This window comes from Microbacterium sp. Cr-K32, from assembly GCF_000708345.1.
In the GTDB taxonomy this organism is placed as follows: Bacteria; Actinomycetota; Actinomycetes; order Actinomycetales; family Microbacteriaceae; genus Microbacterium; species Microbacterium maritypicum_A.
On record NZ_JARD01000020.1, the window covers coordinates 34,571 to 60,318 of the forward strand.

Annotated in this window: 22 protein-coding genes; 12 read left to right on the forward strand and 10 right to left on the reverse strand. The window is 67.9% G+C overall.

Annotated features, from left to right (window positions below; genetic code table 11):
* Positions 1–23: 23 nt before the first annotated feature.
* The 5 genes from GZ64_RS0110360 to GZ64_RS0110380 form a co-directional block, all read right to left on the reverse strand.
* The gene (locus GZ64_RS0110360; RefSeq protein ID WP_029266390.1) at positions 24–740 is read right to left on the reverse strand and encodes a GAP family protein; all 717 of its coding nucleotides are present in this window, start codon (positions 738–740) and stop codon (positions 24–26) included.
* A 45-nt stretch (positions 741–785) separates the two neighbouring features.
* Complete coding sequence (locus GZ64_RS0110365) at positions 786–1,457, reverse strand: GAP family protein (protein WP_029266392.1); 672 nt, start codon at positions 1,455–1,457, stop codon at positions 786–788.
* Positions 1,457–3,109, reverse strand: coding sequence for a SulP family inorganic anion transporter (locus tag GZ64_RS0110370; RefSeq protein ID WP_231479867.1), 1,653 nt, complete (start codon positions 3,107–3,109; stop codon positions 1,457–1,459). The genes GZ64_RS0110365 and GZ64_RS0110370 overlap by 1 nt, the downstream gene beginning before the upstream one ends.
* A gap of 196 nt (positions 3,110–3,305) precedes the next feature.
* On the reverse strand, positions 3,306–4,454 hold the full coding sequence (locus GZ64_RS0110375; RefSeq protein WP_231479868.1) for an AI-2E family transporter: 1,149 nt from the start codon (positions 4,452–4,454) through the stop codon (positions 3,306–3,308).
* 22 nt (positions 4,455–4,476) lie between these two features.
* Positions 4,477–5,310 (reverse strand): mechanosensitive ion channel family protein, encoded by an 834-nt coding sequence (locus tag GZ64_RS0110380; RefSeq protein ID WP_029258452.1) that lies wholly within the window; start codon positions 5,308–5,310, stop codon positions 4,477–4,479.
* Positions 5,311–5,490: 180 nt separating this feature from the next.
* On the opposite strand from GZ64_RS0110380, the gene GZ64_RS0110385 reads away from it, so the two are divergent.
* Positions 5,491–6,558 carry a DUF998 domain-containing protein gene (locus GZ64_RS0110385; protein WP_081859735.1) on the forward strand — a complete coding sequence of 356 codons (1,068 nt, stop codon included), beginning with the start codon at positions 5,491–5,493 and terminating at the stop codon, positions 6,556–6,558.
* Between the two features lie 56 nt (positions 6,559–6,614).
* Positions 6,615–9,161 (forward strand): LuxR C-terminal-related transcriptional regulator, encoded by a 2,547-nt coding sequence (locus GZ64_RS0110390; RefSeq protein ID WP_136025490.1) that lies wholly within the window; start codon positions 6,615–6,617, stop codon positions 9,159–9,161.
* A 26-nt stretch (positions 9,162–9,187) separates the two neighbouring features.
* On the opposite strand, the gene GZ64_RS0110395 is transcribed toward GZ64_RS0110390, so the two are convergent.
* Both GZ64_RS0110395 and GZ64_RS0110400 read right to left on the reverse strand, forming a co-directional pair.
* Positions 9,188–9,616: a DUF6325 family protein gene (locus GZ64_RS0110395; RefSeq protein WP_136023755.1), complete on the reverse strand. Its 429-nt coding sequence runs from the start codon at positions 9,614–9,616 to the stop codon at positions 9,188–9,190.
* 22 nt (positions 9,617–9,638) lie between these two features.
* A complete protein-coding gene (locus tag GZ64_RS0110400) occupies positions 9,639–10,025 on the reverse strand; it encodes an SHOCT domain-containing protein (protein ID WP_029258448.1) in 387 nt (128 codons plus the stop codon).
* 212 nt (positions 10,026–10,237) lie between these two features.
* Between GZ64_RS0110400 and GZ64_RS0110405 the strand changes: the two genes are divergently transcribed.
* Genes GZ64_RS0110405 through GZ64_RS0110415 form a run of 3 tightly spaced genes read left to right on the forward strand, consistent with a single transcriptional unit; the run spans position 10,238 to position 12,423 of the window.
* Entirely contained in the window at positions 10,238–10,672 is a 435-nt protein-coding gene (locus GZ64_RS0110405) for a DUF6325 family protein (protein ID WP_021198022.1), read from the forward strand.
* A 1-nt stretch (position 10,673) separates the two neighbouring features.
* The gene (locus tag GZ64_RS0110410) at positions 10,674–11,015 is read left to right on the forward strand and encodes an SHOCT domain-containing protein (RefSeq protein WP_029258446.1); all 342 of its coding nucleotides are present in this window, start codon (positions 10,674–10,676) and stop codon (positions 11,013–11,015) included.
* Between the two features lie 49 nt (positions 11,016–11,064).
* Positions 11,065–12,423, forward strand: coding sequence for a hypothetical protein (locus tag GZ64_RS0110415; protein ID WP_029266398.1), 1,359 nt, complete (start codon positions 11,065–11,067; stop codon positions 12,421–12,423).
* 28 nt (positions 12,424–12,451) lie between these two features.
* On the opposite strand, the gene GZ64_RS0110420 is transcribed toward GZ64_RS0110415, so the two are convergent.
* Entirely contained in the window at positions 12,452–13,393 is a 942-nt protein-coding gene (locus GZ64_RS0110420; RefSeq protein ID WP_029266400.1) for an HAD family hydrolase, read from the reverse strand.
* 209 nt (positions 13,394–13,602) lie between these two features.
* On the opposite strand from GZ64_RS0110420, the gene GZ64_RS0110425 reads away from it, so the two are divergent.
* The 5 genes from GZ64_RS0110425 to GZ64_RS0110445 all read left to right on the forward strand — a co-directional run bounded on the left by GZ64_RS0110425 (position 13,603) and on the right by GZ64_RS0110445 (position 19,626).
* Positions 13,603–13,812 (forward strand): heavy-metal-associated domain-containing protein, encoded by a 210-nt coding sequence (locus tag GZ64_RS0110425; protein WP_029266402.1) that lies wholly within the window; start codon positions 13,603–13,605, stop codon positions 13,810–13,812.
* Positions 13,812–14,768, forward strand: coding sequence for a hypothetical protein (locus GZ64_RS0110430; protein ID WP_029266404.1), 957 nt, complete (start codon positions 13,812–13,814; stop codon positions 14,766–14,768). The genes GZ64_RS0110425 and GZ64_RS0110430 overlap by 1 nt, the downstream gene beginning before the upstream one ends.
* 62 nt (positions 14,769–14,830) lie before the next feature.
* Positions 14,831–17,158, forward strand: coding sequence for a heavy metal translocating P-type ATPase (locus GZ64_RS0110435; RefSeq protein WP_029266406.1), 2,328 nt, complete (start codon positions 14,831–14,833; stop codon positions 17,156–17,158).
* Between the two features lie 20 nt (positions 17,159–17,178).
* Positions 17,179–17,439 carry a YHS domain-containing protein gene (locus GZ64_RS0110440; protein WP_021198015.1) on the forward strand — a complete coding sequence of 87 codons (261 nt, stop codon included), beginning with the start codon at positions 17,179–17,181 and terminating at the stop codon, positions 17,437–17,439.
* A gap of 69 nt (positions 17,440–17,508) precedes the next feature.
* Positions 17,509–19,626: a heavy metal translocating P-type ATPase gene (locus GZ64_RS0110445; RefSeq protein WP_029266408.1), complete on the forward strand. Its 2,118-nt coding sequence runs from the start codon at positions 17,509–17,511 to the stop codon at positions 19,624–19,626.
* Positions 19,627–19,689: 63 nt separating this feature from the next.
* Here GZ64_RS0110445 and GZ64_RS0110450 read toward each other — a convergent pair whose 3' ends face one another.
* Both GZ64_RS0110450 and GZ64_RS0110455 read right to left on the reverse strand, forming a co-directional pair.
* Positions 19,690–22,044, reverse strand: coding sequence for an arylsulfatase (locus tag GZ64_RS0110450; protein WP_029266409.1), 2,355 nt, complete (start codon positions 22,042–22,044; stop codon positions 19,690–19,692).
* 123 nt (positions 22,045–22,167) lie between these two features.
* A complete protein-coding gene (locus tag GZ64_RS0110455; RefSeq protein WP_029258438.1) occupies positions 22,168–22,662 on the reverse strand; it encodes a DUF1269 domain-containing protein in 495 nt (164 codons plus the stop codon).
* A gap of 334 nt (positions 22,663–22,996) precedes the next feature.
* On the opposite strand from GZ64_RS0110455, the gene GZ64_RS0110460 reads away from it, so the two are divergent.
* Positions 22,997–24,424, forward strand: a complete 1,428-nt coding sequence (locus GZ64_RS0110460) for an amino acid adenylation domain-containing protein (RefSeq protein WP_051667964.1) — start codon at positions 22,997–22,999, stop codon at positions 24,422–24,424.
* On the forward strand, positions 24,409–25,743 hold the full coding sequence (locus GZ64_RS0110465) for a hypothetical protein (RefSeq protein ID WP_051667967.1): 1,335 nt from the start codon (positions 24,409–24,411) through the stop codon (positions 25,741–25,743). Before GZ64_RS0110460 ends, GZ64_RS0110465 begins: the two co-directional genes overlap by 16 nt.
* Positions 25,744–25,748: the final 5 nt, after the last annotated feature.

The window sequence follows — 25,748 nt, forward strand, 5'->3', positions numbered from 1 at the left end:
ATCGCGTCGAACCGGTGCGTCGGTCAGAGCAAGGCGGAGATCCCCTTCTCGAGCTGAAGGGCACCGATGACCAGGAGCAGCGCGGCGTTCAGGACGTGCGTGTTCCCGGCTATCCACGTCCGCACGCGATCGAGGAGCGGCTGGGCGTCGGCACCGCGGACCACCACGTACAGCACGGGCAGCGCGATGGGGAGCGTCCCGATGATGACGAAGACGACAGCGACCCACAGACCGGTGCTCCGGTCGACGTCCGACAACGAGATGTCGAGCGCGGCGAGGATAGCGCACGAGGCATCGACCGGATTGAGCACGAAGAGCCCGAGTCCGAGAAGCAGAGTCCGCCCGGGCCGAAAGGACTCCACGGAATGCAGCCAGCCCGGGAGCTGGGGTGATGCGGCGACGACTTCGCGCGGTGATGACGCCGCGGCCATCTGTGCGATGTGTGCGCGACCCTTTCGGTACACCCAGACGGCGGACCCGATCAGGAACAAGCCGAGGAGGACGCGCACGATCGGGACCCACAGCGGAGGCTCACCGAGCTCGTGCACCGCGAGCAGGGGGAACAGCCAGAGGCACAGGGTCATGAGCCCGCCCAGACCGAGGAACCACCCGATCAGGTACGTGATGCCGTTCATCCGCGCATCGCGCGAGAGGAGAACGGCGACGAGCGCCATGATCGCGAGGGGGCTCAGGACCACACCGAGAGCGACCGGGACGAGCGCGAGTATCAGTTCTCCCACGTGCGTGTCCCTTCTGCGGGCCGGGTGCCCCGGCCGATCCCGGTTCTAGAAACTGCCGATTCCCTTGCCGATCATCGACACGCCGATCACCAGGAGCAGGACGGCCATGATGACGGCGTTCTCCGCCGCCAGCCACCCGCGCAGGGCGTCCAAGGGCGCACGGAGACGCTCGGCTGCGACGAGGTAGCCGACGACCGGGATCAGCACCGTCGATGAGGCGATGAGCGTGTAGATGACGACGACCACGACGGCGGACCCGACCGGAAGGGCCGCGCCCCCGATGTCGGTGCCCGCGCCGGCGGCCATGATCAGGTTCTTGGGGTTCACGGCGGACAGGAGGAATCCGAGGCCGAACGCCACGGGGAAGGTGACCGTGTCGATGGCCTTCATCCACTTCGGCAGCGCCGCGTCCTCGCCGGGCTTGGGGCGCTTGCGCCATTGCCCGAAGGCGAGGAGGAAGAGCAGCAGCCCCAGGACGAGCTGCACCACACCACGGACCGGCCGTGAGGCATCGGGGTCGTCCGCCGGCAGGATCGACGACAGGAGAGTGAACACGGTGACGGCGACGACGATCCCGATCACCCACCCGAGGAGGAAGCCGACACTGGTGATGCGCGCCTTGGGCGAGAGCAGCATGAGGATCGCCGCGATGATCGGGATCGGGCTGATCGCGACCCCGAGCGCGAGGGGGAGGATCTCTCCGATGACGGTTCCCATCAGTGACCTTTCTCTGGAGTCGACCCCGTCGTCGACGGAGCCAGATTCGTGATCGCTTCGCGGTTGGTGGCGTAGACGTCTTCCGCCTCGAGGAGTCCGAGCTCGGTCAGGCGGTGCAGTGTGTTCGGCCGCACTCGACTGAAGGCGAGGGAGACCGACTGGCCGGCGAGCCAGTGCTTGAGGGCGACGAACGATTCCGCGCCGGTCACGTCCACATCGGTGACGGCTTCCATATCGACGACGAGGTGTTGGACACGGCCGTGGCCAGCAGACGAGATGGCGTCTTTCACGGCGCTCGAGAACACGGCACCGTTGGCGAAGAACAGCGGAGCGGCCAGCCGGATGACGATCACTCCCGGTGCCGTGACGTTTCCGGCCGGAGCGTCCTCGAGCAGCGACTCGCCGGGGTCTCCGCTGGATTCGAGCACGTCGATCGCGGGATTCGACGCGCGTTTGGCGATGTTGATGAGCGCGAGCACGAACGCCACCAGGATGCCCGGGATCGAGCCGATCAGAAGCGTGACGAGGAAGCAGGTCGCGCCGATGAGGAACTCGAACCGGTCCTTGCGCCACAGGTCGATGAAGTCGCGGATGCCGAGCAGCGGGATGATCGCGACTCCGACGATCGCGCCGATGGCCGGCGACGGGATATCGGCCAGGAGTGCCGTGCCGAACAGGAGCAGCAGCAGGGTGCCCGCGGCGAGGATCAACGCGGGGAACTGCGTACGCGAACCCGCTTGATCCATCGCCGCAGTGCGGGAGGTCGACGAGCCGACGGCGAAGCTGCCCTGCGCGCCGGCGACGATGTTCGACGCACCGAATGCGAGGAGATCCCGGTTCGCGTGGAACGGGTAGCCGTGTTTCTCAGAGTATGACCGCGACACCAGCAGGCCCTCGGCCGTCGTGACCAGAGTCAAGGCGATCGCGGAGGGAACCAGCATGAGCCAGAGCGACCAGTCGATCATCGGCCACGTGAGCACGGGCGGTCCTGCCGGAACCTCGCCGAGGACGTCGACGCCTTGCTGATCGAGTCCGGTCACGACGACGACGAGCGTGGTCGCCACCAGGACGATCAGTGCCCAAGGGACGGCGCGGAGAAATCTGCGTCCCAGCAGCAGCACGGCGACCGCGCACACGGAGATCAGGACGGCCCAGCCGTTGACCGTGGTGAACCCTCCGACGAGGTCGACCAGTTTCCCGATGAAGTCCTTGCCGGAGTCGATCTTGACGCCGAGCATCTTCGCCACCTGGCTGAGCATGATGTCGAGCGCCAGCCCGCCGACGAAACCCACGAGGATCGGTTTGGAGAGGAAGTTCGCGAGGAAGCCCAGTTTGAAGATCGCGAGGAGCACGAACATGACGCCGCAGATGATCGCCTGGGCCAGCGCGAGAGTGGCGTAGTCGGCGCTGCCGGCGGCGGCGAGGCCGCCGATCGAGGACGCGACGAGCGCGGCGGCTGCCGCGTCCGGTGACGCGACCAGCTGTCGGGAGGAGACGATCAGCGCATACACGATCGTGGGAACGATCAGGGCGTAGAGGCCGGCGGTGGGCGGAAGGCCGGCGATCTGGGCGTAACCGATGTTCAACGGGATCGCGATGGCGAGCAGGGTGACCCCGGCTGTGAGCTCCGTGACGAAGTTGCGCCTGGTCAATCCCGCGAGTGGACGTTGCACATCGCCTCCATCCGCCGGCGCCCCCGTCGAGCGCTCCCGCGTCCACGATCCCACCGGGAGCGTTCTCGGGACCACGTCTCGACGGCAACCTCACCCCTGGTGATTTACGGGGAGAGTGCGGGCTCAGCGAGGTCGTGCGGGCGCAGCGTGGCGGGAAGAGGCAGGTGCGGAGCCGTCAGCGGCGACGAGGCGCGTGACGTCGGCGACGTCGTCGCGCAGTCTCGACCGGCTCCGGCTCCGGCTCCGGCGCCGCGGGAACCGCGATGCGGTCTCCGGAGAGCCAGCGCAGCCAGGTCGCGTCGGGATCGCCCTCGAAGACGAGCGTCCGTGCCAGCAGGGTGAGCGGGATCGACAGGATCGCCCCGAGGGGACCGATGATGAAGGTCCAGAAGATCACTGAGAAGAAGCTGAGCGTCAGACTGAGATCGACGGCATCGCTGACGAACTTCGGCTGGACGAGCACCTGGAGGACCACGTTGACGATGCAGTAGACCGCGACCACTCCGAGCAGCAGCGGCCAGCCGCCGACGACGAACGCCAGGATCGCCGGAGGGACGAGGCCGAGGACGAAGCCGATGTTCGGGATGAAGTTCGTCACGAACGCCAGGATCGCCCAGACGACCGGAGCCGGAACGCCCATCCACCACAGTGCGAGACCGTCGATGATCGCGACGATCGCGCCGAAGCTCGCGTTGACGATGTAGTAACGGCGGACGCCGGTGTTGAGACGCGAGATCCGCGCGATCACCGCGCCCTTGGTCGCGCCGAAGATCGCGGGCGCCTGGCGGTAGCGAGCGGCATCCACCGCCATGAAGATGATGTAGGCGCACACGAAGAACAGGGCCGTCGCGACGCTGACCACGGTTCCCCCGATGCTCCGTGCGAGCCCGAGCAGCGTGGTGGGGTCGAGGACCGACGCTGCGGCGTCCGAGGCCTCCTCGTCCAGGCCGAGGGACTGCAGCCACGCCACGAGGTCGTCGACGGTCGTGGCCAGACCGCCTTCCGACACCAGGTCGCCGATCAGACGGGCGAACTGCGTACCTGCGAGCCAGAGCAGTGCTCCCATGATCAGGAGAATCAGATACGCGACTGCGATGACCGCGGTCGTGCTCGCCCACTGCGGCCAACCGCGTCGATCGAGAGGGCGACGGAGGGGCTCGCAGATGACCACGATCACGATCGCCAGCGCGATGGGCCCGAAGAGGTCACGGGCGAAGTAGACGCCGGCCAGAGCCACCGCGCTGGCCGCGAGCATGAGCAGCACCCGCAGACTGGGGGAGAGCATCCGGTCGGGGGCGCGCTCCGGCGCAGGCGAGGTGGTCACGCGGACAGCGTAGTCGACGAGCTCAGAACGGCTCCGGTGCGACCAGCGGTGCCGGGCCTTGCCGGGGGGTGACGACCGCTCTCACCCCGGCGGATTCCAGCGCCTCGGCCACACCGCGGACCGTCGCCGACACCACGGCCGATCCGTGCAGCGGGTGGTGCCAGATCCGAAGGATGAGCATCCATCGTGTCGGAGAGACCGAGGCGAACGACACGCCGGGATGCTCGCGGGCATGAACGCCCTCGACCTCGCCGGCGGCACGGGAGATGATCGCGATGACATCATCCACGGCGATCCCCTCTTCTCTCGCGACCCGGATGTCCACCGCGCTGCGACGCGCGCCGTGACGGGAGTCGTTCACCAGAACCCCGGTGAGGAGCGTGGCGTTCGGTACGTGCACCGTCCTGCCGTCGACCGTCGCCAGGAGCACCGCGCGTCCGTTGAGCTCCTGGACGACGCCGCGGATCGGCCCGTCGGGGCCGTCGATCTCGATCTCCTCCCCGATCTTCACGGACTGGCGGGATTGGATGAGCACCCCGGCCGCGAAATTGTCGGCGACGCCGCGGAGCACGAGGATCAGGACGACCACGGCGATGGCCGTCATGGCCAGGAGCGGCTGCACGTTCGCCCCGAGGAAGGCCAGCCCGACGCCGATGCCCACCAGGAGCAGGGCGTATTGGGTGAAGCGTGCCGCCAACTGCGCGACCGAGTCGGAGATGCCCGGCGTCCGTGTCGTCAGCTTGAGCACGCCTTTCCGGGCGAAGCGGGAGAGCAGCCAACCGATGAGGATGGACAGCACCGCCAGCACGATCTGCCACGGCGAGAGCCCATCGGGGAACAGAGCGTCCAGCGTCACGTTCGCCGACCACTCGATCGGGGGCTCCAGCGCATCATCCGACCAGGATGCGGCGCGCGCGCTCGCCGCGGAGGATCCCTCTCATCCGGAGGGGGTGAGCGCGGAGCACGGCTGGTCGGTATCGCCCGTTGAGGATGAACGATGTTCGTCCGCGCTTCCGCAGCACCGGAGACTGAGGGCATGTCGACGACGCCCCCATCGCCGGATCTCCTCACAGCAGCCCGCTCGCACGGCGCGACCCGTGAACGAGCGCGGGAGGCCATCGGTCTCCAGATCTCGATCTTCGCCTTCGTCGTCGCAGCGCTCGTGGCCCTCGTGGTGTTCCGCCTGCGGTCGGCGCCCATCTCCGGCCCCGATTCGCTCGGGCAGTTCGCGGCACTGGCATCCGCGGTCACGGCGGTCGTCGTCTTCGTGCTGGGTCGCGTCATCGCCGCCGATCCCGAGAGGCACAGGCGGCTCGGGGTGCTCGACATCATCGACATCGCGGCCTTCGCCTTCGCGCACGCCATCATCGCCCTGCTCGGGTGGACGCTCGCCGCGACGATCATCGAAGCGGGTCTGATCGGAGCCGTCGTTTACCCCGTGCCCGTCCTGATGCTCGCCGGCGCCGCGAGCGGGCTCACCGCGTACGTGACCTACTACTCCGCGACCCATCTGGACCTGCAGCTGCTGGCGACGGTCCTCGCGGTGTTCCTGGTCCTCGGGATCCTGGCGAGCATGCTGACGGCGAGCGACCCGCAATGGTGGCAGGAGAACCTCAGCGCGCTCGGCATGACCGACGACCTCTCGGCGCGGGCGTTCAACCTCACTCTGATCGTCGCCGGGATCCTCGTGACCACGCTCGCCCGCTACGCGACGAGGGGCATCCCCACCCCGCACCCGCGCGGAGTGACCTCGGTGCGGACCTGCCTCATCATCGTCGGGCTCTTCCTCGGCATGGTCGGCGTGTTCCCCGTCGATGAGCACTTCGCGCTTCACACCGCGGTGGCGTCGGGAATGGTCGTCGCGTTCGCCGTGCTCGTCGTCGCGATGCGCTGGTGGGTGCCCGGAGTCTCGCGGACCTTCCTGCTGCTGGGGTACGTCTTCACCCTCCTGATCGTGGTTCTGGCGGTGTTCTTCGCCGTCGGCTACTACACGCTCACTGCCGTGGAACTGGTGGCCGGGACCGTCGTGTTCACCTGGATCATCCTCTTCATCCGCACCGCTGATGCCCTCAAACGAGACGAGGGAGCGAAGACCGGCGACTAAAGATCACCCGGAGGATGCCCTTGAGGGGTATCCGGCACGCCACTAGCTTTGGTGCCATGTCGCACCCCGTACGCTCGACGAGGCCGGGACCCACGGTGCGATTCCGGCCACCGGCTCCCCAGCCCGGCGCGATCCGTCGTGATCGGGTGAGCGCAGCGATAGGGGCGGCCGTCGTGAACGCGCAGTTGACGGTGATCAGCGCCCCGAGCGGATTCGGGAAGACGACCGCGGTCGCCGATTGGGCCTCGGGTGTCGATCGGGTCGCGTGGCTCGGACTCCACACGTTCGACTCCGACCCGTCCCGGTTGACTCAGGGGGTCGTGAACGCGCTGCTCACCGGCGCCGAGCGTTCCGGCCGTCCTCTCGATCTCGACCGTGATCTGGACGATCCGGACCGGGCGTACCAGGAGATCTGCCGGGCGTTGGGAAATTCGGACGAGCGTATGCACCTGATCGTCGACGATGCGCAGCGCGCGGGCGAGGAATGGCGCAGGGGACTTCTCGGCATGCTCGCCGAGCAGACGCCGGAGAGTCTGCACGTCGTCCTGGTGGGGACGACCCTGCTCGAGCTGACGCTCTCCCGTCATCGGCTGATGCACCCGGAGGCCTTCGTCGGCGTCGACACCCTCAGCTTCACGGGAGAGGAGGTTCGACTGCTGCTCGAGGGGGACGCGGCCCACCTCGAACCCGAGACGATCCTCGACGAGACTCAGGGGTGGCCGATCGCCGTCAGACTGATGATGATCGGCGGAGCGAGACCCGACGCGCAGGCGCAGAGCGCCTCGAGTTTCCTGGGCAGCTACGTGAGGGAGCATGTGCTCGGGAGCCTTCCTCCCGACGTCGCGGACTTCGTGCTCGAGGCGAGCGTCTGCGGAGAACTCACCCCCGAACTCGCCGCCGCTGTCACCGGGCGCCCCGACACCGTCACGCTGCTCGAGACCTGCGTGCGACTCGGTCTGTTCCTCGACCGGTTCGAGGGGCCTCACGGCATCGTCTATCGATGGCATGCCGCCTTTGCACGACGATGCGCCGAGATCCTGGGCCAGGATGCAGCGCGCGCGAAAGAATGCCACAGGCGCGCCGCCGCCGCCCTGGAACCGACGGATCCGACGGCGTCGATCGCGCATTCGCTCCAGGCGTTCGACTTCCTCGCTGCGCGCTCGACCCTTCTTCGGCACTGGCTCGGGCTCGTGGTCGGGGCGAGGGCGGACGAGGTCGAGCGCACCGCGACCGAGATGCTGCGACGCACGCCCGACGACGCCCAGGTGCTGCTCGTGCGCGCCTGCGCGAGCGATGTGCTCGGTGACCATCGCGTGGCGCGCGAGTTGTTCCGGCGTGCGGAGGCATCGATCGCGCGATCGGCCGACCCCGATGAGCCTGCTGTCCTCCAGATCGCCCGACTCTTCATCGCCGACGAGCGCGCGGAGGTCGCGAGCGCGAGCGCCAAGGTGCGGCAGATGCTGCTCGATGACGATTCGACGGAGCTGAGCGACCGCGCCGCGCTCAACTACCTGCTGGGATGGACTGAGATCCGGCATCGCGGCAATCCCCTGATCCCGCTCGAGTACTTCTCCGCGGCGGCCAGGGAGGCACGGGGCTCCGGGGATCGGGAACTCGCGAAACGGGCATCGGGGCACCTCGCCTTCGGGCAGACGTGGGCGGGTCGCCTCACCGAGGCCCGGCAGTCGCTCATCCGTGTGCACGAGGAGGAGGACGTCGGTCTGCCCTGGAGCACCTACGCCGGCGGCAGCGCCGCGGCGGCCGCGGGATTCGTCTCCTACTGGTCGGGGGAGCTCGTCGACGCCATCCGCGAGTTCGGGACGGTGATCGCCAACGGCAGCTCCGATCGCTCGTTCACGAGCGTGGCACGCATGATGATCGCCTACGCAGCGGCGGAGACCGGAGACGTCGCCGCCTGCCGTCGCGCGGCGATCGGCATCCAGGACATCCCGCTGGAGGTCGTGCACGGCATCTCCTGGCCGGCGTTCCGCGAATCATCGGTCGCCCTGCTCGAAGAGGCGGTCGGCCGGCAGGACCGGGCGATGCGGATCGCGCGCAGATATGTCCATTGCCCCGACCTCCCCGTCGTCAACGTCGCACTGTCAGGGGTGTTCCGCCGGTCCGGCGAGTACTCGGCGGCGTTGGAGATGCTGCGATCCCTGCGGGCATTCAGCGAGGTGTCGTACGTGAAGTCGGCGACGCTCATCACGGCAGCTCTCCTGCGCCGTCATGGCGGGCACCATGAGGAGGCGCACGAACTGTGCGAGGCTGCCGTCGCCGTCGCGGCGGGGGAGAACATCCGCCTTCCCTTCGGCCCGCGCGAGACAGCGGTGCGCAAGCTGTTGGGAGAGCATGTGCATTTCGGCACGCAGTTCGAGGACTTCATCGGCAGGTGTCTCGCCACGGATACGGCCGGGTCGCTCGTGGACGCGCTCTCGGAACGCGAGCGTGATGTGTTCCAGCAGCTCCAGACGGCGCGTACGCTGCAGGAGATTGCGCGGGAGCTGGCGGTGTCGATCAACACCGTGAAGACCCACCAGCGAGCGATCTACCGCAAACTCGGGGTGTCGTCGCGACGTGAGGCCGTGCGGACCACCGTCTGACGTCGACGGCGGCCCCGCAGGAAGCCTCACACCTGGTGCAGTGCCGACGAGAGGATCGTGTTCGCGATCGACGCCGGTATCGGCTGGGTCGCGAGGATGCGGTCCTCTCGGTGGTCGACGTCACGGGCGAACCGCTCGAGCCAGATCGGCTCCACCAGGATGAGCGCCGCGAGTGCGCCGAGGGGAACCGTCGCCGCGAAGTGACGAGCGTCGTCCTCGCCGATGAGACCGGGAGTCTCGAGGGCGAGGCCGGCGAGTGCGAACTCGTCACGGTCGACCTCGACGATCCGGTGTTCCTCGAGGCCGAGCCGCTCGATCATCAGGAAGTCGAGGAGGCGGATGGCGCCGGCCTCCACCTGTCGCAGCAGGGCCTCGAGGACGTTCGGGCCGAGGCGGTCGCCCTCGAGGTGCACGGCGACGAACTCGACGTCGCCGAGCGCCTGCAGAGTCGTCACATCGACCACCTCGACCACGGCCTCAGCTCAGAGCGCGGGTCTTGATGGCCGCGAACTCGTCGGGGGTGATGGTCCCCGCGGCGAGCAGCTTCGATGCCTTGTCGATCTCGTCGCTCGGGCTGGAGCCGGCGACGCTGCGGATGTAGGAGTCGGCTGCCTGCTGCTGGTCCCTGTAGGCGGAGACACTCCGCTCGCCCATGCCTCTGCCGCGCGCGATCAGGTAGACGAGCGCCGTGAGGAAGGGGACGAAGATGAGGAAGATGATCCACACGGCCTTCCACCAGCCGTTGAGCGTGTGGTCGCGGAACAGGTCGGCGACGATGTTGAAGAGCACCATCAGGTAGGAGACGAACACGAATACCCAGAAGAACCACCAGATGATGTCCCAGAAACTGTCCCAGATGGACATGTCGCACCTCTTTCGTCGAGTGACTGCGTACGGCGATCGTGACAGGACGCATCGTCGCGCGGGGGAGTCGCTCACCCTGATCGGGCGACCCCGCACGACCGGCGGGGGTGAGGGTCTCATCCGCTCGGGGTGAGAGAGCGGCCCGCGCCGGGCGCGGCGATGCGACCATGGTGCACAGTCGTGGCCGTGTGCCCCGTGAGAGAGGACCATCCATGAATGACTTCCGTTTCGGTCCCGCCGAGTTCTATCTCGTCGGGTTCGAAGGAACCCGCCCGGACCCCGCGACATTCCGCGCGTTGACCGACCTCGTCGACAGCGGGATCGTGCGCCTGTTGGACTTCGTCGTGCTCGCGAAGTCGGAGACCGGGAAGGTCGAGATCGTCGAGCTCGACGACGACGACGGAGTCCTGGACCTCGGCGACTTCGAGCCGATCGCGGCGGGTCTTGCGGGCGAAGAGGACGTCGAGTCGTTGGCGGGCGCGCTCGCCCCGGGACAGTCGGCTGCCCTGGTCGTCCTGGAACTCGCGTTCGCTCGCACGCTCGCACAGAATCTCGCCGCGGCGGGCGGACAGGTGCTGCGCACCGAGCGTGTTCCGGCGCCCGTGGTGAACGCCATGATGGACATCCTCGATCAGGAAGGTGAATGACATGCCCTTGAGAAGATTCGGTCGCCCCGGACTGATCGGCCTCGCCGCCCGGACGGCAGTGGTGGCCGGGACCGCATCGGCTGTCGGCGGCGCCATGTCGCGGCATCAGCAGGAGCGTGCCCAGGGAGAGTACGAGCAGCAGCAGTATGAAGCCGCGCAGCAGCAGGCGCAGATCGACGCCGCGGCTCAGAACGCCGCATCGCAGTACTCGTCTCCGCCTCCGGCCGCGCCCGCACAGGGGGACGACCTGATCGCGAAACTGCAGCAGCTCGCGTCCCTCAAGGACTCCGGCGTCCTCTCCGAGGCTGAGTTCGCCGCGGCGAAGCAGAAGCTCCTGAGCTGAACACACCGATGATTCGTCGTCTGCGGGATGGCCGAAACGAGAAGGACGAATGAGCGAACTGGACGATCTGCGAGCGCGTGTCCTTCTTCTCGAACAGGAGAACGAGACACTCAAGAAGCCCCGTCGGCGTCCGGTGGCCAGAAGCATCGTCGCGGGAATCGTGCTGGCTCTTGCGGTGCTGATGGCACCGATCGCCGCGATGGGGACCTGGGCGCGCCTGCAGCTCGTCGATGCCGATCAGTTCGTCGCGACGTTCGCACCTCTGGCCGAAGACCCTGACGTGCAGGACTTCGTCGCGGATCAGGTCAGCTCGGCGATCCACGAGCAGGTGGACTTCGATGCGATCGTCGGCGAGGTGTTCGACGGGATCCGTGAACTCGACCTTCCGCCCCGTGCCTCCTCCGCCCTGTCGTTGCTGGAGGCTCCAGCGGCCAGTGGGCTGACCTCCCTCGTCGACGGTGTCATCCATGACGTCGTGGCATCGGACCAGTTCGCCGACATCTGGGCGCAGACGCTGCGCATCACTCATGAACGTGCCGTCGCGATCCTGCAGAACAGCCCTGACACCGCCCTGCAGCTCGCAGACGACGGGGTTCTCTCGATCGACCTGGGTCAGGTCGTCGACCGCGTCAAGGCGGTGCTGACGGAGCGCGGTGTCGGGTTCGCCGACCTCATCCCGGAGATCGACCGATCGGTTCCCATCGCCCAGGCGGATGCCCTCGTCCTGGTGCGCACGATCTATCAGATCGCGGTGGCCGCCGGATTCTGGCTGCCATGGGTCGTTCTCGGTCTCGTCGTCGTCGGCATCCTCCTCGCGAGGAACCGCGCGCGTGCTCTCTTCTGGACCAGCGCGGGATTCGCCGTCGCGTTCCTGCTCCTGTCGGCGGGGATGGGCATCGGAAGAACGTTCTTCATCGGCGCCGTGAGCCCGTCGATCATGACGGCGGCGGCCGCGCAGTCGCTGTTCGACGAAGTCACGTCGCTGCTGAGCTCGACGATCGTGGCACTGGCCCTGGTCGGAGTGCTCGTCGCCGCGTGGGCGTGGCTGGCCGGATCGAGCCGCAGCGCCGTGGTGACACGCGGAATCCTGGAGAGCGGCTTCACGGCGGTCCGGAGCACCTGGGAACGACGAGGCCTGTCGACCGGACGATTCGGCCTCGCGGTCGATCGCTTCCACGGTCCGATCCTTCTGGTCGGATTGGTGCTCGCGCTCCTCATCCTCATGGCGTCGAGACCGGTCTCGTTCGGCGCGGTGTTCGGGGTGACCGTCGGACTGCTCGTCTTCGCCATCGTGGTCGAGCTGCTCAGGCGACCCCCGGGCGCAGCGATCGTTTCCCCGAGGGAAGAGCCACTGGTCGAAGAGCCGGAGGAAACGGACCCGGCCGACGCGGAGAACGCCCGACGGTGAGTCTCCGACGGGCGTTCTCCCCGACATCTCAGGCGCGCGCGGAGTCGGGAAACACCTGCTCCCAGTCGTCTCTGACGCTCACGACGGTGTAGCCCTTGTCCGCAGCATCCGCGAGGGCCTTCTCGGCGCCCGCGTCGTAGGGGATGTCGCCGCGTGACGGGTCGTCGTGGTGGACGAGGAGTGCGAAACCCGGCCGGGGTCCTCGGCGTGTGAAGTCCATCATCGCCGTGTCACCGTTGGAGTTGCCCCCCACGAACAGGGGGCGCCGGCCGATGCGGGTCCAGATGCGGATCGGCTTCTCGGGGCCGTCGTCGAAGAAGGCCAAGGAGGACGAGTACCGCACGGTCGCCTCGGCATCGTCCCACGCGAGACCGAAGGCCGACCCGACCACGCGCTCCGGGGGGATCCCGTAGTTGGCCTGCGTCATCGGACGCATGAAGTCACGCTCACCTCCCGAGACGATGTAGCAGGTGAAGCCGTGGTGCTCCAGAAACCTGAGCAACTCGACCATCGGCTGAAACACGGTCTCGGCGTAGGGGCGCTGCAACGTCGGATGCTGCGCGGTGCGGTAGAACTCCGCCACCGACGCCGCGTATTCCTCCACGCTCATCCCATCCGTGAGCCCGACCAGCGCCTGGATGATGATCCCGAGGTCGGAGTCGTCACCACCGTAGTGCTTGTCGATCGCCGCTCCCAGCCACGCGAAGTCGCCGCTCACGGCTGCGAGATACGGCTGCCTCTCGGCGAGCTCCGGTGCCCGCTCCGCAGCCGCACGCCACTGCTCCACGACGAAGTGCAGCTGTGTGATCATCGGCTTCTCCGACCACAGGGTCCCGTCGTTGTCGAACACCGCGATGCGCTCCTCGACGGGAACGGCGTCTGGCCCCGATGTCACGGAGGCGACGAAAGCCTCGATGTCTCGGCGTGTGCGGGTGTCGCGCCAGGAGGGGAGGGAAGGGTGAGCGGTCATGTGCGATCCTCGCGTCTCTTCGAATGCCGGCGGAAGCATCAGCGTGGCATCGTCCCGCGGTTCTCGACAGGCCGACATCACCCCGCCGGGGCGATGGTCCGCGTGGTCGAACACGGAGATCACCGCGTGATCGGAATACCCTGGGAGGGTATAAGGTTGACGCGAAGGAGTACCCCACCCGGGTATGCTGAATCGAGAAAGGAACCCTCATGAACACGAGCGAGTACCAGGTGAGCGGAATGAGCTGCGGCCACTGCGAGGTCGCTATCCGCGGCGAAGTCAGCCAGATTCCCGGTGTCGATGCGGTCGACATCAGCGCTCAGACCGGCAGGCTCGTCGTGACGAGCGCAGAACCCCTCGAAGACGCGGCGATCCTCGCGGCGGTCGACGAGGCGGGTTACCAGGCAGTACCCGCCTGATGAACACCGCAGGCCGTCTCGGCCTCTACGGCGCGGGTCTCGTGGTGGTCTTCGGGGTCGCGTTCGCGGTGGCCGGCGCCGTCGTTCCCGACAGCGCTGTGGCCTCCTGGACGGAGCGCGGGGGAGCCGGCCACGATGAGCAGTCGGCGGAACCCGCCACGCAGAACACGGATAACGGGAAAGAGCAGGGGGCAGACGTGAGTGGAGTGATGATCGCCGCATCCGGATACACCATCGGCGCGATCTCGGCCCCGGGGGAGACCGGGACCGCGGGGGAGCTCTCCTTCGTGGTGCGAGGGCCCGAGGGCGAGCCGGTCACCTCGTACGAGACGGCCCACGGCAAGCAGCTTCACCTGATCGTGGTGCGCAGTGACGGCAGCCGATATCGGCATGTGCATCCCGTGCTCGATGTCGGGACGGGGGCCTGGTCGCTGCCATGGACCTGGGAGGCTGCGGGTACGTACCGTGTGTACGCCGACTTCACCGCATCGGACGGGCCCGGGGTGACGCTCTCACGGACCGTCGATGTGGGCGGGCCCTTCACGCCGCAGCCTCCGGCCGAGACGCGGTCCACCGCCACCGTCGATGGATTCGACGTGTCGATCAGTGGTGACCTCGTCGCCGGTGCCGGGAGCGAGTTGACGGTCGAGATCGCTCGGGACGGGGTACCCGTCACCACGCTCGAGCCCTATCTGGGTGCGTTCGGGCATCTGGTCGCACTCCGTGACGGAGACCTGGCCTACCTGCACGTGCACGCGCACGGAGATGAGCCCGAACCGGGTGAGGTCGCCGGTCCCGAGGTGGTCTTCACCGCGCAGGCTCCGACCGCCGGCAGGTACCTGCTCTACCTCGACTTCCAGGTCGACGGGAAGGTCCACACCGCGCCGTTCGTCCTCGATGCGGTTCCCGCCGACCTGTCGTCGAACGACACGGGCGACGACCACGGCGGGCACTGAACCGCACCACCCCACTCTTTCCGCGTCCTCGGACGCGGAGCGCAAGTATCGAGGAGATCATCATGACGGACACGCAGTCCGCGGCCGCACCGGCCAGCGTGGAGCTGGAGATCGGCGGCATGACCTGCGCATCGTGCGCGATGCGGATCGAGAAGAAGCTGAATCGGATCGACGGCGTCACGGCGACCGTGAACTATGCCACGGAGAAGGCCAAGGTGATCGCCCCGGCCGGCTTCGATCCTGCTCTGCTCATCGCGGAGGTGGAGAAGACCGGATATACCGCGGCCCTTCCTGCGCCCGAAGCCGAGACGCGTCAGGACGATGCGGGCGATGCCCCCGATGCCGAACTCACGAGTCTCAAGCACCGGCTCATCGCCTCGATCGTCCTGACGGTTCCGGTCATCGCGATGGCGATGATCCCGGCGCTCCAGTTCATGTACTGGCAGTGGCTCTCGCTCGCGCTCGCCGGTCCCGTCATCGTGTGGGCGGCGTGGCCGTTCCACAAGGCGGCGTGGACGAACCTGCGCCACGGCGCAGCGACCATGGACACCCTGATCTCGATGGGGACCATCGCCGCATTGCTGTGGTCGCTCTACGCCCTGTTCTTCGGGACTGCAGGAGTCCCCGGGATGACGCACCCGTTCGAGCTGACCGTGGCTCCGAGTGACGGCGCCGCGAACATCTACCTCGAGGTGGGGGCGGGGGTGACGATGTTCATCCTCGCCGGGCGCTACTTCGAGAAGCGCTCCAAGCGCCAGGCCGGGGCCGCGCTGCGTGCGCTGCTCGAACTCGGAGCCAAGGACGTCGCCGTGATCCGCGACGGTATCGAGAAGCGGATTCCCACGGCCGACCTCCAGCCGGGCGATGAGTTCGTCGTACGCCCCGGTGAGAAGATCGCCACGGACGGGGTCATCGTGTCCGGGACCTCGGCCGTCGATGCCTCGATGCTGACCGGCGAGTCGGTGCCGGTCGAGGTCGGTGAAGGGGACGCCGTGACCGGCGCGACCGTGAACGCCGGTGGCCGCCTGGTCATCCGGGCGACCCGTGTCGGCTCCGACACGCAGCTGGCGCAGATGGCGAAGCTGGTCGAGGACGCGCAGACGGGGAAGGCCGAGGTGCAGCGCCTCGCCGACCGCGTCTCCGGGATCTTCGTGCCGATCGTCATCGCGATCGCCCTCGCCACCCTCGGGGCATGGCTGGGAGCCGGGTTCCCTGCCTCCGCAGCCTTCACGGCGGCCGTCGCCGTGCTCATCATCGCCTGCCCCTGCGCGCTGGGCCTCGCCACACCGACCGCTCTGCTGGTGGGGACGGGACGCGGAGCGCAGATGGGCATCCTCATCAAAGGACCCGAGGTGCTCGAATCCACCCGCAAGGTCGACACGGTCGTGCTCGACAAGACGGGCACCGTGACGAGCGGCAAGATGACGCTCACCGCCGTGCACACCGCGGAGGGCGTCGATCGACGCGAGCTCCTGCGGCTGGCAGGCGCCGTGGAAGACGCGTCGGAGCACCCCATCGCGCAGGCAGTGGCGAAAGCCGCGACTCAGGAGATCGGCGCACTCCCGGTGCCCGAGGACTTCGTCAACGTCGAAGGCAAGGGTGTTCAGGGCGTGATCGAGGGGCACGCGGTGCTCGTGGGTCGGGAATCGCTGTTGGCCGAGTGGTCGCTGCACCTGCCCGCCGCGCTCGCTGCCGTGAAAGCGGAGGCCGAGAGTCAGGGCAAGACCGCCATCGCGGTCGGGTGGGACGGCGAGGCGCGTGGCGTGCTCGTCGTCGCCGACACGGTGAAGCCGACCAGTGCGCAGGCCATCTCGCAGCTCAAGAGTCTGGGTCTCACGCCCGTCCTCCTCACCGGCGACAACCGGGCGGTGGCGGAGCAGATCGCGGCAGAGGTCGGCATCACCGATGTCATCGCCGAGGTGCTCCCGAAGGAGAAGGTCGATGTGATCACACGGCTGCAGCGCGATGGCAAGGTCGTCGCGATGGTCGGGGACGGCGTGAATGACGCGGCCGCACTCGCCCAGGCCGATCTGGGGCTCGCGATGGGCACAGGGACCGATGCGGCGATCGAGGCCAGCGACATCACACTGGTCCGCGGAGATCTGCGCAGTGCCGCGGACGCCATCCGCCTGTCCCGCAGGACTCTGGGCACGATCAAGGGCAACCTGTTCTGGGCCTTCGCCTACAACGTCGCGGCGATCCCGCTCGCAGCGCTCGGCTTGCTCAACCCCATGCTCGCCGGCGCGGCGATGGCGTTCTCCAGCGTCTTCGTGGTCGGCAACAGCCTCCGCCTGCGTTCCTTCCGGAGCCAGACGGCGGACCCCTCTCCGGCAGGGAGCCGTGCGGCGCGGGAACGCGCGACACCGGCAGTCCCCGCAGGAACCCACTGAAACCGAAAGAGGAGCATCTCATGTCCGATTCCCCCGCAGGATCCTGCTGCAGCGTCACCAGCAACGGTGCGGTCTCCGCCGAAGGTCGAAAGGATCTGCTGGCGTCGCCCTCCGGCGCCATGGCAGAGTGCCCGGTGATGGTCGGCAGCGCGGTCGTCGTCGCGGATGCCGAGGCCGCCGGCCTGTTCCGTGACTACGAGGGCACCCGCTACTACTTCTGCTGCGCAGGATGCGGGCCGGCGTTCGACGCCGACCCGGCGAAGTACGTCGCCGCAGCCTGACCGTTTCACCCGTGCGGGGCCGCCACACGCGGCCCTGCACGGGAATCGTCTTTCCGAGGAGGAGAGGTAATGAGCATTCCGCACCACGACAGCACCGCACCCGACGCCCCGCCCCAGGAGTCGAACGACTCCGACCATATGCATGGGGGGCACGACGCCCACGGGGGACACGACGCCCACGGGGGACACGGAGAGCACGGCGGGCACGCCGACCACGTCGGCCAGTTCCGGCGGCTGTTCTGGATCATGCTCGCGCTTGCCGTCCCCACCGTCGCGTTGTCGGGGATGTTCGCGATGATCCTCGGCTACCCCCTTCCCGACCTCCCCGGGCTGATGTGGGTCTCGCCCGTGCTGGGAACCGTGATGTACGTGTGGGGAGGCAAGCCCTTCCTCGTGGGCGCCGTCAGCGAGATCCGCGCGCGCAAGCCCGGCATGATGCTGCTCATCGGCCTGGCGATCACCGTGGCCTTCTTCGCATCGTGGGGGGCGAGTCTCGGCATCCTCCACCACGAGCTCGACTTCTGGTGGGAGCTGGCCCTCCTCATCGTGATCATGTTGCTCGGGCATTGGATCGAGATGCGCTCGCTCGCGCAGACCACCTCTGCACTCGACTCGCTCGCCGCCCTCCTGCCGGACGAGGCCGAGCGTGTGGAGGACGGTCAGGTCGTGATCGTCTCACCCGCAGACCTGGCCGTCGGTGACATCGTCGTCGTTCGCCCTGGCGGAAGCGTTCCGGCCGACGGGCGCATCCTCGACGGACGCGCGTCGATGGACGAGTCGATGGTGACGGGGGAGTCCCGCACGGTCACACGCGGCGCGGGAGACCAGGTCACCGCCGGCACCGTCGCCACGGACTCCGCGCTCCGGGTGGAGATCACCGCGACCGGAGACGACACCACCCTCGCCGGCATCCAGCGCCTGGTGACCGAGGCGCAGAGCTCGTCTTCGCGAGCTCAGCGCCTCGCGGATACCGCAGCGGGGTGGCTGTTCTGGTTCGCTCTGGGATCCGCGGCGATCACCGCGATCGTCTGGACTCTCGTCGGATTCCCCGACGCGGCCGTCATCCGCACGATCACCGTGCTCGTGATCGCCTGCCCGCACGCGCTGGGTCTGGCGATCCCGCTCGTCGTGTCGATCGCGACCGAGCGCGCCGCCCGGGGTGGAGTCCTCGTGAAGGACCGCCTCGCCCTGGAGAGTATGCGAACCGTCGACACCGTGCTGTTCGACAAGACCGGAACCCTCACCAAGGGCGAGCCCGTCGTGTCGGAGGTGTCGGTCTCCGGCGAGCATGACGCCGATCGCGTGCTGGCGCTCGCCGCCGCTGCGGAAGCCGACAGCGAGCACCCGCTCGCGAAGGCGATCGTCCGCGCCGCCACCGACAGGAGCCTGGCGGTGCCGCAGAGCCGCGACTTCACGTCGTCGCCTGCGGTCGGGGTCACGGCTACCGTCGAGGGATCCACCGTGCGCGTCGGCGGCCCGCACCTGCTCACGGAGGAGCAGGCGGACGAGCTCGCCGTCGCCGAGCAGTGGCGGGAGGACGGCGCGATCATCCTCCACGTCGTCCAGGACGGCCGAGTGATCGGAGCGCTGAAGCTCGCCGACGAGGTACGTCCGGAATCCCGCGAAGCCGTGGACGCGCTGCATGCGCTCGGTGTGCAGGTCGTCATGATCACGGGTGATGCCGAGGCCGTCGCGCAGACAGTCGCCGCCGACCTGGGGATCGACCGGTTCTTCGCGGGGGTGCGCCCCGAGGACAAAGCCGCGAAGGTGCAGGAGCTGCAGCGTGAGGGCCGAAAGGTGGCGATGGTCGGCGACGGCGTCAACGACGCACCCGCGCTGGCGCAGGCAGACGTGGGGCTCGCCATCGGGGCGGGCACCGACGTCGCCATCGCCTCTGCCGGCGTGATCCTCGCAAGCGATGACCCGCGCTCCGTGCTCTCGGTCATCGAACTCTCGCGGGCCGCGTATCGGAAGATGAAGCAGAATCTGTGGTGGGCGGCCGGGTACAACCTGCTCTCGGTGCCGCTCGCGGCCGGCGTGCTCGCGCCGATCGGATTCGTGCTGCCGATGTCGGTGGGGGCGATCCTGATGTCGCTGTCGACCATCGTCGTCGCGCTCAACGCGCAGCTGCTGCGTCGCCTCGATCTGCGGCCTGACGTCGCGACCCGCGCCATCCTCGATCGCTGATTCCCGTGCGCAGAAAGACCCCGTCCAGCCGGACGGGGTCTTTCTGCGCAAGGTTCTCGCGACTCACTGATGCCGCAGCGCGGCGTTCAAGTGCTCCTCGGGGTCGACCAGGTGGTTGTGATCGTCGGTGCCGAGTGCGACCTCCGCCCAATCGATCGTGCCGCTGAACTTGCCGCCCCACTCCTTGTATCCCTCGTAGGCGGGCATTCCGGTGTCCTCGCCGGTGTCCAGGCCCTCGTCGAAGGAGAAGTACAGCGGGTGCGTGTGCTCCACGCGTCCGGAGCCGGCCGCGGCGCCGTCGATGAACAGCGTGACCTCGCCGCCCTTGCCGATCCCCCCGCCGTCGTAGGCGAACTCCGCACGCACGAGGTGATCGCCACCGCCGATGGTCGTGTCGGACAGCACGGTCGTGCGGACCAGCCCGCAGTAGTTGTAGTGGTACCCGAGCTTGCCGTCTTCTGCGAAGAACGACCACCCGCCGGTGCGCCCGCCCTGGGCGACGATGGCACCTTCGACTGCGCCGTCCTCGGGCACCGTGAGCTGGGCCGTCACCGAGTACGAACGGTTCTTCACATTCAGGGCGACGTTCTCTCCCAGGCGGATCATCCCCGGGTACAACCGCAGTCGGTCGCCGGTGACGAGCGTGGGCCTGCCGGCGATCGCGGGATTCATGCGCTCGGCCGCGCGGTCGTCGAGCGGGAACACGTTGTGCCGAGCCGCCTCGATCAGGAACATCTGCTGCATCTCTGCCAGCTTCTCCGGGTGTGTGGACGCCAGGTTGTCCGACTGCGTCCAGTCGACCGAGGTGTCGTACAGCTCCCACACGTCGGCCGAGAAGTCCGGAGCCTTCGAGACGACATCCCACGGAGTGCGGTGCTTCGTCTGCGCCGTCCAGCCCTTGTGGTAGATGCCGCGGTTGCCCATCAGCTCGAAATACTGCGTGACGTGTCGTTCATCGGCGTCCGGGGCGTTGAAGCTGTAGGCCATCGAGACGCCGTGCATCGGAATCTGGGTGACCCCGTTCACCGTGTGCGGCTCGGCGAGGCCCGCGACGTCCAGGACGGTCGGGGCGAGGTCGATCACGTGGTGCCACTGGTGCCGGACCTCGCCGGATCCCTCGATCGCGCTCGGCCAGTGGACGATGGTGCCGTTGCGCGTTCCGCCGTAGTGCGATGCCACCTGCTTGGTCCACTGGTAGGGCGTGCACATCGCGTGCGCCCACGCCACGGAGTAGTGGTTGTACGCCTCTGGACCGCCGACCTTGTCGAGATGCTCGTTCCAGAACTCGACGGTCTCGAACTGACCGCCGCCGTTGGAGGCGGTCGTCAGCATGTAGGCACCGTTGATGCCGCCCTCCGCGCTCGCCCCGTTGTCGCCGATGATGTAGTAGACGAGGGTCTCGTCGAGGATGTCCTGCTCCTCGAGCGCGTCGATGACGCGACCGGTGTGGAAGTCGGCGTACTCCAGGAACGCCGCATAGACCTCCATCTGGTGCGCGAGGATCGGCTTCTGCTCGTCCGGGACGTCGTCCCAGGCCGGCAGTCCCTCCGGGCGTTCGGTGAGCTTCGAGTCCGGCGCGATCACGCCGAGTTCGATCTGCTTCGCTAAGGTCTGCTCGCGCTGCGCGTCCCAGCCCTGGTCGAAGGCCCCCTTGTACTTCGCGATCCAGTCCTTCGGAACGTGATGCGGGGCGTGCGTCGCGCCCGGGGCGAAGTAGATGAAGAACGGCTTGTCCGGCGTCAGGCTCTTCTGCTGCCGGATGTAGTCGATGGTCTTGTCGGCCAGATCGGGCATCAGGTGGTAACCCTCGTCCGTCGGCGGCTCGACCGCGGTGACTCCGTCGACGAGGGCCGGCGTCCATTGGTTCGTCTCACCGCCGATGAAACCGTAGAACCTCTCGAAGCCCGAGAATGCGGGCCAGTGGTCGAACGGTCCCGTGGGGCCTGTCTCCCACACCGGCACCTCGTGGCACTTTCCGAACTGCGCGGTGTTGTAGCCGTTCTGGCGCAGGATCTCGGGCAGCGGGACGGCAGAGTTCGGACGCGTGGAACGGTAGCCGGGGGAAGGGGTCGCGGTCTCGGTGATGTGGCCCATGCCGACGGCGTGGTGGTTGCGTCCGGAGAGCAGCGCAGCACGGGTGGGGGAGCACAGCGCGGTCGTGTGGAATCGGGTGTACTTCAGCCCGGCGTTCCCGAGGCGTTCGGCCGTGGGCGTGTGTATCGGGCCGCCGAATGCGCTCGACGCGCCGAAGCCCACATCGTCGAGGAGGATCACCAGGACGTTCGGTGCGCTCTTGGGCGGGCGCTTGGCGACGAGGGGAGGGAAGTCGGCCTCCGACTTCTTCGCGTCGAAGACGACGGGCCCCTGATACTCACGGTCAGGAAGCGGCAGGATCGATCCGGGCAGTTCCGCGGTCATGGAAGTTCCTTCTTCGTATACATGGGGTGTATCGCGAGTGCATGGGGGTGTATCGCGAGCTGGACGCCGAGCACCGCGGGTCGGACGGAGCCAGCCACCGTGCTCGACGTCCGTGTGAATCGACTACTGCGCGCCTCCGAGGTCGTGGATGAGCTCCTTCTCGTCCTCGGCGGAGAGGGAGGTCTGGACGACCGTGCCCTGGAACGGCGCGAGTGCGGCGGCGAACTTGTCCTCGGTGATCTTCGTCGCGTACACGACGACGGCGGACTTGCCGGCGGAGACCGTGCTCTTCACCCGGTCGCGGAACTCCGCATCGATGCCGGTCTTGTCGAGGCCGGCGAACAGCGCGCCGAAGAGGCCGCCGAAGAGCAGTCCGGCGATCGGTACGAAGAACAGGAGGCCGATGAGCATGCCGAAGAGTGCACCGCCTGCGGCTCCGACACCGACGTTGCCGGCAGCGCCCGGATACTCGACCTTGGTCTTGCCCTTCTCGTCGACCTTCACGAGCGCGAGGCCCGCGAGCTCGACGACCAGGTCGTTCTGCAACGACAGGATCTCGTCGTAGGCCCCTTCCGCCTGGGGCTCGGAGTCGAAGGAGATGACGATCAGTTCGGCCATGGGTGAGTTCCCTTGTTCAGGGCTGAGTCGACCACCCTCAGCCGTTGACGACAGGAGGCCACTCCGCGGTGGCTCCCGCTCGAGGTCAGGCTAACCGTGCTGGACCCGCGAAACGCGGGCGTCACCGTGAATTCACCCGGGGGACCTTCGGCGATGACAGGGGATACGCAGGGAACTGATCACGCTCTGTAATGATTGCCCGCCGCCGCGGGAGGTCGGTCGCAAAATACTGGGCACACCGAAACGAAAGGTGTTCCCCGTGTCCGCTCCTGCTCCTCCCGCCGTATCCCCGTCCGCCCCGGGCGCTCCGTCCGCCCGCCGTACGATCCTCGACATGCTCAGCCGGTGGATGTGCGAACAACCGCTGGCCGTCGCGGCACGGCACGCAGGGCGGGAGCTGACCTACGGAGAGCTCGATCAGCTCTCCGGCGTGCTGGCGGCGGATCTTCGACGGAGAGGCGTCGGGAGAGGCGATCGGATCGGGATCTTCGTGGAGCGCGGATTCGAGATGGTGGTCGCCATCGTGGCCGCACTGCGGCTCGGAGCGGCGTATGTGCCCGTCGATCCGCGAATCGCCACCGAGGTCCATATGGCGCATGTGGTCGCTGTGACGGGCATGCGTGTCGTGCTCACCCAGGCGCGGTTCGCGGACCGCGTGACGTCGGCGACGGGCATCCTGGCGGTGCCGATCGATCGCGCCCGCACCGCGGACGCGGATGCCTCTCCGCAGGAGACGGTCGCGCCACGCGCCGGAGATGAATGCGTGATCATCTTCACGTCCGGAACGACGGGTACGCCCAACGGCGTGCGGGTGACCCACCGCAACCTCGAGAACTTCCTGTTCGGAGGGCCCGGAGCGCTCGGCATGAAGCCGGGGACCGTGGTCGCCCAGATCCTCAACATCGCTTTCGACATGGCGGTCTGGGAGATCCTCGGCGCGCTCACCCACGGTGCCACGCTGCACATCCGCGGACGGGACTTCGCCGAGGCTCTGCGTGCCGCAGACGTCGTGATCGCGACCCCGTCGATCCTCACCCCGCACGACCCGCGACGGCTGGGCCGGTTCACCGCCGTGGCCGTCGCCGGGGAACGGTGCCCTCGTGCCCTCGCCAACCGCTGGGCTGCCGTGACGGATTTCTACAACTCGTGCGGTCCGACCGAGATCACGATCGTGAACACGATGCATCTGTGCACCCCCGATGAGGCGGATCCGCCGATCGGGCGTCCGATCCCGGGAACGACCGCCTACATCCTGGATGAGGGTGGCGCTCCGGTCGCCGACGGCGAGGTCGGGGAGATGTGGGTCGGGGGAGCGGGGGTCACCGCCGGGTACCTGGGAAACCCGCGTCTGACCCGCGACCGTTACCGACTCGACCCGTTCTCCGACGACGGCAGTCTCATGTTCCGCACCCGCGACCTCGCCCGATGGAATGCGGACGGAGATCTCGAGCACCTCGGACGCACGGACGACCAGGTCAAGATCCGGGGCTTCAGAGTCGAACCCGACGCCGTGAGCGCACTGCTCGAGCGGGAAGACTCCGTGCAGCACGCGGCCGTCCTCCCCACCGATGATCGCACCGCGCTGGTCGCTTTCGTGACTCCGGAGGACGCCGACGTGGAGGCTGCGCTCGCCCATGTGCGTGAAGCACTGCCGTACTACTGCGTGCCGGAGATCGTCCATCTCGAACCGGCTCTTCCGATGACGACGCGCGGCAAGGTCGACCAGACGGTGCTGAGGAGCCACGCATGGCGAGCAGCGTGACTCCCGGGACCCACGTGCGCTCCGCGGCGCTCACCGGGTGGCGGCTTCTTCTCACCCGTCCTGCTCTGATGCCCTACAACAGGCTGGTGGTGCTGGTTCTCGCGCTCAACGCCGTCGTCGCCGGGATCATCGCCACGACCTCGGCCTCGATGTCGTCCGACGACGCCGCCACCCTCCTCATCACCATGAGCGGCGTGAACCTCACAGCCGCAGTGTTGATCCGCCAGCAGTACGTGATCAACCTCCTGTTCCGGCTCGCGACGAGCGTGCCGAAATCGGCGCCGCTGGCGGTCCGTCGACGTCTCGCGAAGGTCTACCACTTCGGTGGGATCCACGTCGGAGCCGCGGTCGCGGCCGTGGGCTGGTTCCTGGGGGGAGCCGCCACCGTCGTCTTCAGTGATTCCTTCTCCGTGTTCTCGAAGAGCGTGGCCGTCGCCCTCGTCGCGTGCCTGGTCGGAATCCTCGTACCGGCGCTGCCTCCGATCCGCCAACGCCGCCATGACCTGTTCGAGATGACCCATCGCTTCGGAGGATGGTCCGCTCTCACCCTCTTCGCCGTACTCACCGTGGCGCTCGCCGCCGATGCCGCCGACTCCGCCGGCGCTGCGGGGATCGGACGAGTCCTCGCCGCGTCGCCGTCGTTCTGGCTGCTGCTGGTCATCGTGCTCAGCGTCGTCGCACCGTGGCTGCGGCTCAGGAAAGTGCCCGTCCGCATCGCGACGCCGTCGTCTCACGTCGCACTCGCGGACTTCGATCACGGCGTGCGTCCCTTCGCCGGTTCGTCCACCACCCTGGCGCGGCATCCGCTCGGCCAGTGGCACTCGTTCGCGAATGTCGTCACCCGCGACGAGACCGGTTTCCGGCTCACCATCTCGCGGGCGGGGGACTGGACCGGAAGACTCATCGACGACGCGCCCTCGCATGTGTGGACACGAGGGATTCCGACGGCGGGCGTGGGAAACGTGGACAAGCTCTTCGAGCGCGTCGTGTGGGTCGCGACCGGAAGCGGGATCGGCCCGTGCCTGCCGCACCTCTTCGCCGACACCACGCCCTCGAAGCTCGTGTGGGCGACCAGAGAACCGGAAGCCACCTACGGCGACGATCTCGTCGAGTCCATCCGTGCCTCGCACCCCGATGCCGTGATCTGGAACACCAGCGAACAGGGGCGCCCCGACCTCGTGGCACTGGCGCTCGAAGAGTTCACGTCGTTCGACGCCGAAGCGGTGATCTGCATCTCCAACCAATCGACCACCCGCCGGGTCGTCTCCGCGCTGGAAGCCCTCGGGGTCCCCGCGTACGGGGCGATCTGGGACTCCTGAAAGGC

Bases quoted from the DNA above. Each gene is read 5' to 3' on its own strand.
- GZ64_RS0110365 (WP_029266392.1), bottom strand. From the start codon at position 1,457: ATGGGAACCGTCATCGGAGAGATCCTCCCCCTCGCGCTCGGGGTCGCG.
- GZ64_RS0110385 (WP_081859735.1), top strand. From the start codon at position 5,491: ATGTCGACGACGCCCCCATCGCCGGATCTCCTCACAGCAGCCCGCTCG.
- GZ64_RS0110390 (WP_136025490.1), top strand. From the start codon at position 6,615: ATGTCGCACCCCGTACGCTCGACGAGGCCGGGACCCACGGTGCGATTC.
- GZ64_RS0110400 (WP_029258448.1), bottom strand. From the start codon at position 10,025: ATGTCCATCTGGGACAGTTTCTGGGACATCATCTGGTGGTTCTTCTGG.
- GZ64_RS0110405 (WP_021198022.1), top strand. From the start codon at position 10,238: ATGAATGACTTCCGTTTCGGTCCCGCCGAGTTCTATCTCGTCGGGTTC.
- GZ64_RS0110410 (WP_029258446.1), top strand. From the start codon at position 10,674: ATGCCCTTGAGAAGATTCGGTCGCCCCGGACTGATCGGCCTCGCCGCC.
- GZ64_RS0110415 (WP_029266398.1), top strand. From the start codon at position 11,065: ATGAGCGAACTGGACGATCTGCGAGCGCGTGTCCTTCTTCTCGAACAG.
- GZ64_RS0110420 (WP_029266400.1), bottom strand. From the start codon at position 13,393: ATGACCGCTCACCCTTCCCTCCCCTCCTGGCGCGACACCCGCACACGC.
- GZ64_RS0110425 (WP_029266402.1), top strand. From the start codon at position 13,603: ATGAACACGAGCGAGTACCAGGTGAGCGGAATGAGCTGCGGCCACTGC.
- GZ64_RS0110430 (WP_029266404.1), top strand. From the start codon at position 13,812: ATGAACACCGCAGGCCGTCTCGGCCTCTACGGCGCGGGTCTCGTGGTG.
- GZ64_RS0110435 (WP_029266406.1), top strand. From the start codon at position 14,831: ATGACGGACACGCAGTCCGCGGCCGCACCGGCCAGCGTGGAGCTGGAG.
- GZ64_RS0110440 (WP_021198015.1), top strand. From the start codon at position 17,179: ATGTCCGATTCCCCCGCAGGATCCTGCTGCAGCGTCACCAGCAACGGT.
- GZ64_RS0110445 (WP_029266408.1), top strand. From the start codon at position 17,509: ATGAGCATTCCGCACCACGACAGCACCGCACCCGACGCCCCGCCCCAG.
- GZ64_RS0110450 (WP_029266409.1), bottom strand. From the start codon at position 22,044: ATGACCGCGGAACTGCCCGGATCGATCCTGCCGCTTCCTGACCGTGAG.
- GZ64_RS0110455 (WP_029258438.1), bottom strand. From the start codon at position 22,662: ATGGCCGAACTGATCGTCATCTCCTTCGACTCCGAGCCCCAGGCGGAA.
- GZ64_RS0110460 (WP_051667964.1), top strand. From the start codon at position 22,997: ATGCTCAGCCGGTGGATGTGCGAACAACCGCTGGCCGTCGCGGCACGG.
- GZ64_RS0110465 (WP_051667967.1), top strand. From the start codon at position 24,409: ATGGCGAGCAGCGTGACTCCCGGGACCCACGTGCGCTCCGCGGCGCTC.